Below are 11,915 nucleotides of genomic sequence, written 5' to 3'. Positions count from 1 at the left end.
TGAATCAGAGACTTGATGAATTTTGCCAGCTTGTAAAATAGTTCCATGCTGAAAAGAATTGACCTTGTAGCAAAGCAGCAACACCGCTGAGTGCTTGAATTTCAGGTATGTTAGGATCGAGAAGGCGGGCGTTTTTGAGTGCGACTTCAGCCGCTGCGGCGTTCCAGTTGTAGAGATGAACAAATGCTAGATAAGCATAAGCGTATGGATTTTGCGCATCTAACTGCACTACCCTTTCTAAGGCGGCGATCGCCTCGTTTACCTGTCGCTGCAATACCCTAGATAACGCAAGAGTATAGGCAAATTCTAGATTTTGCGGTTCTTGCTGGAGGCGATACGTTAAAGCTTGTTGCGTTTGGATCAAATAATCTTGCGTCGGATCGTATTGATTAATACGGGCAATTTCCTCAAATACTAATTCGAGGGCGGGTAATCCTTGGGGTAAACTAGCAGCTAAGGTGCGAAACTGTGTGAGTAAATCGAGTTCTGGTGCTTGAGAAGGTTCGGTGTTGGCTTCAACAGTGACGCTGACAGGTGGAGATGCAATTGGATAAGTTTCACCTGTGTTGCGGTTGAGGTACGTTGCTTTTAAGGTGTAAGTTCCTGTAGCACCTGTTGGTGGTAGCATTGCCATACGTTCGATGACTTGAAATGTACCAGGGTTTTGCATGTTAGTTGAATGCAGATTTCCCATTCCAATTGCATGATCGTGTATCCAGCGGTTTGAACTCGCGTCTTCTTGGTACCAATCAAGTAATACTAAACCAGATTGCAACTCATCCCACGCGCCATTCCACTGATAAGTAACAGGAATCGGAACTCCTGGCTTTATTTGTGGCGGTACTGTCACTTGCGATAGTATGACATTCTCTGATTTTCCTGGTGCAACAATAACTTCTATTTCTGGCGTTCGGTCGCGATACAAATTTAGCGTACTATTATCAGGCAACGTCCAGCTTTGGATCGCGTCAAAATCAGGCGATCGCTCAACAATTTCTAAAATTGCGGGTTGCGCTTCAGGAACGGAACCTTGATCGCCAGTTTTCGTTAAGAACCAATCGAGTGATCGCGCGTCTTGTACAACTTGCTGCGATCGCACTCCCACTTGTCGTCCATAAACTTGAAAGTCGCGTAGCGCGCCGTAGTAATTTATATTATGTTGATTAATCTCTGGAGTAGACGGTAATACACCCAACGTTGAACGCAGATGTGGGGCTTGTTGAATGATCGCCTCGATCACTTCTTGGTGCGGTAAACGAGTACCAACAACAGCATAGTGTGCGGCTTTAGGGCTAAGAATCTGTGCAATGCTTCTCCCCACGCTTCCCACAGAAAAAATGTTGAACCACATCAACATGACTGCTAAACTCACACTACCCCAGCAGATATAATTGCCCCAACGTCCGCGCCAGAATGTTAAACCATAAGCCAGAAAGAGAGCAACAATTGGTAAATAAGGCAAAACGTAACGCTCATCTTTGTTAACATTAAGCGAACACAAAAAATACGCCCCCAGCCAAAATATCGCTAACCAAGCAAGCGAAGCACGATATTTTGGCAGACGTTGCCAATATAGAATTAACCCAACAATCGGAACTAAAAGTAATAGCCAAGAAACCTGATAGGGAAGAATTTCCCAATAATACGTCCAAGCCGCCAATGTATTTAATGGTGGATCGCCTTCGGCAATCGCCGAATCGATTGTGGCGCGTTTCCCACTAGTTAATACTGTGAGCCAATTGGTACGATACCAAGGCAGAGATATGATTACTGATAGCAACAATCCTCCGCCTAGCTGTAATACGCGTTGCCATTGACGCTTGTACAGCATTGCGATCACTACCCAAAGTATCGGGGTGAATAAGAAAAATAACGCGGTTTGTTTCGCTAAAATTGCTAACCCAAAGCAAATTCCGAAAGCCGCTGCGGATAGCCATTGTCTAACTCGTTTCGTACTTTTCACCCACAGCGTTAGACAGAAAAAACTCAAAATAACCGCAGCCGTAAGTGGATAATCGAGTAAGAAATCTAATCGGGCGCGATAAAAGCTAGGGAATAATTGACATAGCGCTGCTGCCCACAAACCGACTTCGACGTTGAATAGCAAAATGCCTAGTCCATACACAGAAGCGAGCAGAATTGCGCTAAATAATAAATTAACGAGTGTTGCTTGCTCGATGCCTCGACCAAAGATTTGCTGTATAATCGCGGCAACGGTGTAGATTAATGGCGGTATTTTAGAAGAAAGTTGCCAAAAGCTTGACCACCACTCGCCACTCAATATTTGCATTTGTTGTAACGCTTGCCAGTAGTTTAAGGAACCCGTCAGGTAATCAGCTTGATCCCAAGCAGGAACCGAATTATCTAATGCAAACCATACGCGATCGCTTATCGCCCCCACTAGCCAAATGAGTGCTAGTATTAGCAGTCCGCGCCAGAAATTGTGTTTGAGCCTAATCACACTCGTTGCTTGTTAATTTTCTCCTCATTTTGACATGGGGAATCCCCGCTTCATCAAATGTTTCTCCTTCTTGAACAAAGCCGAGTTGTTGATACAATGCTTTGACGTATTCTTGTGCATGAATCACGGCTTCTTGCATTTTCTGGGCGATCGCGCGTTCTATGGCTTTTTGCATTAATTGCTTGCCAATGCCTTGCCCTCTTGCGGTTGATAACACTGCCAATCTTTCGATCTTTGCCGTCTTTGTATCTAAATATCTAATCCGCGCCGTTCCTACAGGCTGCGCATTCCGATACGCAATCAATTGCTCGGCAGTGTCGTCTTTACCATCAAATTCTAATGCCGTATCGACTCCTTGTTCTTCCTGAAATACCACGCGCCGGATTTCTTGAATACTCTGCCATTCTTGCAGTTCGGCAGTTTTTATCACGATGCTCATTAGTTATGCTGAATTTAAGGGTACAAAAACGTCGAGTTTTTGAGAGTAGGCTCGACATTGCTCTGTTAATTCAGTATAATATTTTTCATAATGGGAATATAAATTATATTTTTATTTTTGCATAGATTTCCATTATAAATATTGTATCAGAGTCATTGATAAATTACAATAACTCCCCCAAAATAGTGAATTTTTATTCATCTAATCTGCCCCTTCAATTGGTGCAAAGCCCTGACGTTGAATATTTTCAGTAATCGTGCGGGGTTCGAGAAATTGCAGTAGATAATCAGGTCCTCCGGCTTTGGAACCGACACCGGAGAGTTTAAAGCCACCAAAAGGTTGTCTAGCGACAATTGCACCTGTAATCGTGCGGTTGATATACAAGTTACCGACTGCAAATTCCTGCTGTGCGATTTCAATATGCGAAGGAGTCCGCGAGTAGATTCCCCCCGTCAGAGCGTAGTTTGTACCGTTCGCAACGCTAATCGCCTCAGCGAAATCTTTGACGCGAATCACAGCGACAACAGGACCAAAGATTTCTTCTTGAGCAATTGTGGCGGTGGGTGAAACTTCACTAAAGACAACAGGACCAATAAAGTATCCTGTTTCTGGTGCCGAAAGTTCTACCGCGACTTCCGCTTCTGCGCGTCCTTTGGCGATATATTCTTTGATTCGTGCTTGGGCTGTTGCATCGATTACAGGACCTACTTGCGTACTGGGTAACTCGGCTGCACCAATATTGAGCGATCGCGTTGCTTCAACGACGCGTTGAATGAAAGTTTCATAAATCGGTTCAAGCACAATAACGCGCGAACACGCCGAACATTTTTGCCCGCTGTAACCAAACGCAGATTGCACAACTCCTGCAACAGCTTGGTCTAAATCGGCGCTTTCATCGACAATAATCGCGTTTTTCCCACCCATTTCGGCAATTACACGTTTCAAATGCTTTTGTCCAGGTTTTAAGATTGCTGCATCTGCATAAATGCGACAACCGACTTCTTGCGAACCTGTAAACGCGATGATGTGCGTATCAGGGTGATTGACAAAGTAAGCACCAACTTGCGAACCTCGACCAGGAACGTATTGAAATACGCCTTTAGGAATGCCTGCGGCGACGAGAATTTCGGCTATTTTAGCAGCAATGACAGAAGATGTTTCAGCGGGTTTGAGTAAAGTACAGTTTCCTGCAACTAAAGCTGCTACCGTCATTCCGGTTGCGATCGCGAGTGGAAAGTTCCAGGGCGAAATTACAACAGCAATTCCTCGTGGTTGGTAGTGATAGCGGTTATTCTCTCCAGGGATATCGTAGTTGACACCTTGTTCTAGCCGTTCCATTTCCACCGCATAGTAACGGCAAAAGTCGATAGCTTCGGAAACTTCTGCATCGGCTTCGCGTACAGGTTTGCCTACTTCTAAAACAATCCAGCACGATAATTCCGCGCGGCGTTGTTCCATCAAATCCGCAGCTTTGCGCAGGATATTGGCGCGATCGCTTACCGGTGTCCGTTTCCACGCTGGAAATGCCGTTTTAGCGGCTTGCATCGCTTGTTCGGCTTGTTCTACCGAGAGTAAACTTACTTTACCGATAATTTCACTAGGGTTAGAAGGATTGAGCGAATCAATGCTTTCTTGAGTATTGACGTACTCGCCATCGATTAACGGCAGGTAAGTTTTACCGAGTTGCTGGCGTACTGTGGCAAAAGCTTGTTGCGATCGCTCTCTTTGTGCCATTTTAGAAAAATCCACATCGGCGGCGTTGGGGAAAGTGTGGGGCGTGGGGCGTGGGGCGTGGGGCGTGGGGTTAAAGGCTACTGGAGGGGCGATCAGTTCTTCTACGGGGCGTTCTTCCATATTTTGACGCAGGAAAGAACTATTCGCGGTATTTTCGAGCAAGCGGCGAATTAGATACGCCATTCCTGGAAGCAATTCACCGTAAGGACAATAAACTCTGACGCGATAGCCGCGATCAACAAGGGCTTTGGCAAGTTTATCTCCCATACCGTAGAGAACTTGCATTTCAAAGCGACGGCGGGGGATATTTAAAGTTTCCGCTATAGCGATTGCATGAGCTTGCGATCGCACGTTATGACTGCCGATTGCTGAATATATATATTCGTGATTTTCGAGTAATATTTGCGTTAAATTCTCAAAATTGACATCCGTTGCAGCTTTATCGTTGAATACCGGCTGTTCCCAATCTTTTTGCGCTGCTTTAATCGTTTCTTGATCCCAATATGCACCTTTTACCAAGCGTACCGTTAGCGGATAACCACGTTGTTTTACCCAAGTAATTAAATCGCGGACATCTTGTTCGCTGTCACGCAAATAAGCTTGTATGGTGATACCAATATCAGTCCGAGGGCGAAACTCCTCTTCGAGTAGTATATTTTTGAGGATCGCGAGCGTAATATCTTTATACGCGTACTGTTCCATATCAAAATGAACTGCTACGCCTAATTCCGCCGCCCGACGCAGTAGAATCCGAATGCGCGAACTGACTTTTGCTTCACTACCTTGCGCATCGAGTGGATCGAACTGCGAGTAAAACGCGGTTAGTTTGACGGAAACTTGAACTTTTGATATCGGTTGATTATCCGCTTGGTCGATTTGCGCTACAGTAGACCACTTTTGAGCAGCTTCTGCTAGCTGTTCCATTAATTCTAAGTAGCGATCAAGATAATACTGCGCCTCAACTTCAGTTATTACCGCTTCACCGAGAATATCGATCGTGAATGCCATTTTTTCTTTACGCAGGCGCTCAATCGTTTTGAGGACTTGTTTAATATTTTCTCCAGCAATATACTTATGTGCTAGCGCCTCTACTGCGGTGGATACGGTTGTCGCCGCAACTTGTCCTGGCATAGAATCGGGCGAAGCAAAGTTGAGCAGTCCCTTGAGTGCGGCTGGGAGTTCGACTGCGGGATCTCCTAGGTACTCTTGTAAGTGCGCGGCAATTTCGGATTTGGTGTGTAAGGCGGGTAAGCAGTCGATGAAGCGAAATAACTGCACGCGCAATCCAGGATTACTCATCGCCCAAGCTAGCAGCTTATCATCCCAGCGCATTTGGTCGCGTAGCCCAGCAAAGAACGAGCGATCGCGTGTCGCGGCTAGAAGTTGTCGGGCGATTTCCTGCGTTTTAGCTTCGTAATTGCTTTTTTCTACTTGTAATACCACTGGTAATAAACTCCTAGTTCCGACTGTCGCGTCGAAAATCCTCGATAACTTTATTTTCGCTTTTTCAGGCACTCCTGTGCCGTTAATTATCGTTAACTCGCACAAAATCCTAAAAATGGCGATTATAGGTCAACCTATCGCTTAACTCGCTTTTGGAGTGTACTGAATTTTACAGATAGCTTTTAATACTTGTACTAACTGAAGCGATCACTCAGCGTCGAGTAAATTTAACTCTGGTAAAAGTTGATATGTAGGTTGATTACCTTGCTGAAGATGGATAAATTGATAACGAAGTCCATTTGTTGTTAAACCCCACACTGATTTTTGATTATCCAAGCTTTTGTATGCGTAAGTTAGTAGTTGAGGTAAACCTTCTAGCGCTTCAACACTACTATTCTTTGCTTCAACGACTAGTATCCAAAATGGAGGACTTATTTTTCGTACTGTATTACTAACAGCTAAAATATCCATCCTTCCCTTGATCAGAGTATCTTCGTCTTCAACTAAAATATCTGCAATGTTTTCCTCTAATGTGATTTTGATACTAGGCTGATAAAATCCTGATAGCCATAATAGGGGAGAAAGAAATAAAAATTTTATTTGTCCTTCAGAAATTTTTGCTTCTGCATAATAGCTGTCAAAATTCTGACGGATTTTGTCGATTTCTTGTTGTTCTTGGTTAGTTAAGGGTTCTAATGATAATAACTCAGTAAAAGAACCATGAGGTTGGCGTTCGAGTTTAAAAACTTGATGAACTTCTTTTAAACAAAGGTTTCTAGCATCAATGTATGTTGATTTTTGGCAAAAGGGTTTAATGGTATTTTTAGGAGGTGTGTTTTTTATATGGTTATATGGTAACGAACCACTCCAGACATAGAGGAGGACACATGAAAGGTGCGGGGCTGAACCCCGTTGAGCAAAGTATCCGTGAACGCTGAGAAAAGAGACTGGGAGAGATTTTCGTAAACAATTGGGAATTGCTAGAGTTGCGATCGCTTCTAGAAGAGGATGTAGTGGACAGGAGAGTTGATCAAATATGACAAGTGTGGACTAAATCATTTTCTTTTTTGTGAATCCGTGCTAACCTGCTACGGCATTGCTACTCTGATACACTTGTACTTCAACGCCTAGCTAGCCAGCGCCTATGGTTCATATCAAGCGCCTGGAATTATCAAACTTTAAATCTTTTGGTGGCACAACACAAATACCGCTGCTACCAGGGTTTACTGTTGTTTCTGGACCAAATGGTTCGGGTAAATCAAATATTTTAGATGCGTTGTTATTCGGCTTAGGGCTTGCGAGTTCTAAGGGTATGCGTGCGGAACGTCTTCCCGATTTAGTGAACCACACGCAGGCGACGCGCGGACGTACTGTTGAAGCGAGTGTGACGGTGACGTTTGATTTGGAGGGTTTAGAACAGAGAGATCAGGAGTCAGAGGTCGGAGGTCAGGAAAATGAAATAAGATTAGAAAGGGAGGATGGCGGTGAAGTAACACCGGAAGAATTAAGTGTGACGCGGAAGTTGCGCGTGACTCCGCAGGGAACTTATACATCGACTTATTACATTAATGGCGAAGCTTGTACTCTGAGTGAACTGCACGAACAACTCAATCGCTTGCGCATTTATCCAGAAGGCTACAATGTCGTCCTTCAAGGTGATGTCACCGGAATTATTTCGATGAACGCGCGCGAACGACGGGAAATTATTGATGAACTTGCGGGTGTCGCCGCCTTTGACCGCAAAATCGCGCGAGCAAAAGAAACGCTTGACCAAGTTAAAGACCGCGAAGAACGCTGTCAAATCGTCGAGCAAGAACTTGTAGCGCAACGCGATCGCTTGTCGCAAGATCGCATCAAAGCGGAGAAATACCAACAACTGCGTACCGAATTACAGCAAAAATCGCAGTGGGAAACCGTGCTTGTTTGGCGATCACTGCAAAATCAACAAGAACATCTCGCAACGCAAATTCAAGCGGGTGATCGTACTTTGGCAGAACTCGCGCAACAACACGCTGTACTGGAGCGCGAAATTGAGCAAGCAACAACTCATCTTGAGCAATTGAACTGTCGCGTTAAAGCTTTGGGGGAAGAAGAACTTTTAAAACTGCAATCGCATTTGGCAACGCAAGAAGTTGAGTATCGCCAGCTACAGCGCCAAAAAGAAGAAAATATTCAGACAGAGTTTAAGATAGAATGTAGTATACAACAAAAACAAGCTGAAATTCAAGAGTATGAAAACAAACTTGCGGAACTAAAGCAAGAACAAAGTGCGAAAGCTGAAATTATTGCCACTTTACAAGTTGAACGCGACGCAGCACAACGCGAACTAGAACAAAGCCGAGAAGCTGCAAGCGCGATCGCCGATGCCGCAGATATCTGGGTACAACAACAAACGACGCTCAACCGCGAAATTGAAGCGCTATTGCAAGCAACTGAACCGCAATCGAGACAGCAAGCGCAACTGCGCGAACGAACAAATCAACTGCAACGGCAATTACACGAGCAAAAGCAAACTATTGACAAGCTAGAACCAGAACTTGCCCTAAAACAACAGCAACTTGCAGCCAACGAACAACAGGCGATCGCGCTGACAACACAAGCAGAAAGTTTAGCACAATCGCTCAGCGCAGCCGAACAAGAATTACAAATTCAACAAGACACATTTAAGCGCCTTCTTGGCGAACAACGCGATAAACAACGACAACTTGACAAATTAGAAGCGCAAGCCCAAGCACTTCAAGAAACGCAAGGGACAAATGCGACGAAAGTGATTTTGCAATCAGGTTTGCAAGGCGTTTGTGGTTTAGTCGCGCAGTTGGGTAAAGTCGAACCCCGCTATCAACTAGCCCTAGAAACGGCTGCGGGGGCGCGTTTAGGACAATTAGTTGTGGAAGATGATGCTGTCGCCGCCGCCGCGATTGAAATCCTCAAACAAAAACGCGCCGGAAGGGCGACATTTTTACCGTTGAATAAGATTCAACCTTTACGCTTTTCTCCGACGACCGCGCTGCGTTATAGTAAAGGATTTATCGATTATGCGATTAATTTGATCGAGTGCGATCGCCGCTATCAGGATGTCTTTGGTTATGTCTTCGGTAGCACCGTTATTTTTGAAACGTTAGAGTCTGCAAGAAAATACTTAGGTCAATATCGCATTGTCACGCTCGAAGGCGAACTACTCGAAACGAGTGGCGCGATGACGGGTGGTAGTATTATTCAACAGCGTTCTGGTTTACACTTTGGGACGAGTGAAGCAACAGAATCAGATGAAGCCAAACAACTACAAAAACGCTTGCAAGAAATTGCACTGGTATTAAAACGGTGTGAATCTGGTATCGAATCGCTGAGTGCAAAAACAAAATATTTGTTGCAAGAACTCACCGAAGTGCGTCAACAGCGCCGCGAACAGCAATTGCACGCGGAACAATTACGTAAAGAAATCCAAGGATTGAGCGAACAACTTGTACAAACCGAAGCCCAACTGCGGCAAACAGAAGAACAACTGACAAGCGCGCGATCGCAACTTGAAATTTTAGACGGCGAACTTCCTGCACAAGAAACACAATTACAACAAAAACGACAACTCCTCACCGAATTAGAACAATCGCAAACAAACAGTCAATGGCAACAAATTCAAACAACGATTAAAAGCCAAGAACAACACCTGCAAGAACGTTTACAAGCGTTACTCAAAGCAGAACAACGCCAAAGTGAATTAGCTAACGCTGCAATACTCATCCAAGGAAAAATCGCCGAATCTCAGCAACGCATCCAAGAGTATCAACAGCAACGCACTGCGATAAGTAATCAGCAATTCGCAATCAGCAACCAAATTGATACACTGGCAACGCAAATCGCCCAAACAAAAGAAGCTTTACAGCAAATTGAAGAAAAACTAGGTTCAGAAAAGCAACTACGCGATCGCGCCGAAGCACAATTACGCGATCGCCAGAATCAATATCAACAACTCGAATGGCAACAGCAAAAACTTCAGGAAACACAACAAACACGGCGCGAAGAATTAACTTTATTACAAGCACAAATCCACGCGCAAATCGCGGATTTACCCAATCCTTTGCCAGAAGTGCCTGATAAAGTCGATTTAGAACAACTGCAACGCGAAGTGCGATCGCTTGCCAAACGCATACAGGCGTTAGAACCTGTCAATATGCTGGCGTTAGAAGAATACGAACGGACAACGACGCGTCTAGAGGAATTACGTCAAAAACTGCTCACTTTAGAAGCTGAACGTACCGAATTGCTGCTACGGATAGAAAACTTTACTACCTTACGCCAACGTGCTTTTAAAGAAGCCTTTGACGCGGTTAATCAAAACTTCCAAAGTATTTTCGCGACACTTTCTGACGGTGATGGCTACTTACAACTTGACGATGCGGAAGATCCCTTCAATAGCGGGTTAAATCTTGTCGCGCACCCAAAAGGAAAACCTGTACAACGCCTTGCTTCGATGTCAGGAGGAGAAAAATCGCTGACGGCATTAAGCTTTATTTTTGCGCTACAACGCTATCGCCCGTCGCCTTTTTATGCTTTTGATGAAGTCGATATGTTTCTCGATGGGGCAAATGTGGAACGATTAGCTAAAATGATAAAACAACAAACGAAGCTGGCACAGTTTATAGTTGTGAGTCTGCGTAGACCAATGATAGAATCTGCCGAACGAACAATTGGAGTTACTCAAGCACGAGGAGCTTATACTCAAGTATTAGGAATAAAATTGCAACAGTCAAACACCTCGCCATGAGGATTTGTTAATAATAGTATTGATTAATTAACCGGATTCGAGATCAGGACTCGGCAAAAGAAAATGACCTCTGAACAGATTATTAGGCGTTCCGACATCTTGAACACCCAAGTGATCACCAAAGATAATGGTAAGCGGCTAGGTGTAATCAATCAGCTATGGGTGGATATTGACCGACGAGAGGTTGTAGCCATGGGCTTGCGAGACAACCTGATTGCGTTTGCCGGTGTCCCACGCTATATGTACCTCAATAGTGTCAATCAAATCGGCGACGTTATCTTAGTTGATAACGAAGATGTCATCGAAGATATTGATGTTGACGTTTATAGCACTTTAATTAATTGTGAAGTCATCACAGAAACCGGCGAACTTTTGGGAAGAGTACGCAACTTCAAGTTCAACGCGGAAACAGGTATCCTGACGTCACTCATTATTGCTTCGTTGGGTTTACCCCAAATTCCCGATCAAGTCATCAGTACCTACGAAATTTCGATCGAAGAAGTTGTCAGTAGTGGTCCGAATCGGATTATTGTATTTGAAGGCGCTGAAGAACGCGTCATGCAGCTAACCGTAGGTTTACTTGAGCGTCTGGGGATTGGTAAAGCCCCGTGGGAACGCGAAGAGGAAGAAGCTTACTTTACGCCTACCGCCAAACCAGAAAATCAACTCGGAACAGGCGTACCATTGCAAGCGCCTGTCAAACCAGTGCGGGCAACGCAACCAGTTGAAGAAACGTGGGACGAAGACGATTACGAATACGAAACGCTTCAACCTGCACCCAGACAACAGCAGCGGTACCAACAGCAGTACGAATCAATTCAGTACGCGGAGGAAGAATACGAAGATAACTGGAGTGAAGCAACGCCAAGCGATCGCTATTCAGAACCGAGAAGATACGAGGAACCACCCCGCTACGTCGAACCAGAACCTTACCGAGAACCAGACTACGTTGAGTACGAAGACGACATCACCCGCGATGCGTGGGAAGACGATGAGCCGAAACCAGTCAATATTCCTAAAAAGATCAAGCAACCAGAGTACGAAGAAGAAGATCGTTACTAACACAATAATTCAAG

6 protein-coding genes are annotated in these 11,915 nt (G+C 44.7%); 2 read left to right on the top strand and 4 right to left on the bottom strand.

The features are described from left to right. Positions 1-4: 4 nt before the first annotated feature. The 4 genes from NIES1031_RS11630 to NIES1031_RS24950 form a co-directional block, all read right to left on the bottom strand. A complete protein-coding gene (locus tag NIES1031_RS11630; protein WP_073549540.1) occupies positions 5-2,461 on the bottom strand; it encodes a glycosyltransferase family 39 protein in 2,457 nt (818 codons plus the stop codon). After that, positions 2,454-2,900 (bottom strand): GNAT family N-acetyltransferase, encoded by a 447-nt coding sequence (locus tag NIES1031_RS11625; protein ID WP_073549539.1) that lies wholly within the window; start codon positions 2,898-2,900, stop codon positions 2,454-2,456. Before NIES1031_RS11625 ends, NIES1031_RS11630 begins: the two co-directional genes overlap by 8 nt. Positions 2,901-3,101: 201 nt before the next feature. Then, positions 3,102-6,077, bottom strand: coding sequence for an L-glutamate gamma-semialdehyde dehydrogenase (gene pruA / locus NIES1031_RS11620; RefSeq protein WP_073549602.1), 2,976 nt, complete (start codon positions 6,075-6,077; stop codon positions 3,102-3,104). 207 nt (positions 6,078-6,284) lie between these two features. After that, positions 6,285-6,548, bottom strand: a complete 264-nt coding sequence (locus NIES1031_RS24950) for a hypothetical protein (RefSeq protein ID WP_218596778.1) — start codon at positions 6,546-6,548, stop codon at positions 6,285-6,287. Positions 6,549-7,221: 673 nt separating this feature from the next. Between NIES1031_RS24950 and smc the strand changes: the two genes are divergently transcribed. Both smc and NIES1031_RS11605 read left to right on the top strand, forming a co-directional pair. After that, positions 7,222-10,839, top strand: a complete 3,618-nt coding sequence (gene smc, locus NIES1031_RS11610; RefSeq protein ID WP_073549537.1) for a chromosome segregation protein SMC — start codon at positions 7,222-7,224, stop codon at positions 10,837-10,839. A gap of 63 nt (positions 10,840-10,902) precedes the next feature. Beyond that, on the top strand, positions 10,903-11,901 hold the full coding sequence (locus NIES1031_RS11605; RefSeq protein ID WP_073549536.1) for a PRC-barrel domain-containing protein: 999 nt from the start codon (positions 10,903-10,905) through the stop codon (positions 11,899-11,901). Positions 11,902-11,915: the final 14 nt, after the last annotated feature.

Source organism: Chroogloeocystis siderophila 5.2 s.c.1 (assembly GCF_001904655.1).
Taxonomy (GTDB): Bacteria; Cyanobacteriota; Cyanobacteriia; order Cyanobacteriales; family Chroococcidiopsidaceae; genus Chroogloeocystis; species Chroogloeocystis siderophila.
Note: the sequence above shows the minus strand (reverse complement) of the source record. Positions and strands in the feature narration are given on the sequence as shown.

Coding starts and splice junctions, on each gene's coding strand:
- NIES1031_RS11625 (WP_073549539.1), bottom strand. CDS start 2,900: ATGAGCATCGTGATAAAAACTGCCGAACTGCAAGAATGGCAGAGTATT.
- NIES1031_RS24950 (WP_218596778.1), bottom strand. CDS start 6,548: ATGGATATTTTAGCTGTTAGTAATACAGTACGAAAAATAAGTCCTCCA.
- smc (WP_073549537.1), top strand. CDS start 7,222: ATGGTTCATATCAAGCGCCTGGAATTATCAAACTTTAAATCTTTTGGT.
- NIES1031_RS11605 (WP_073549536.1), top strand. CDS start 10,903: ATGACCTCTGAACAGATTATTAGGCGTTCCGACATCTTGAACACCCAA.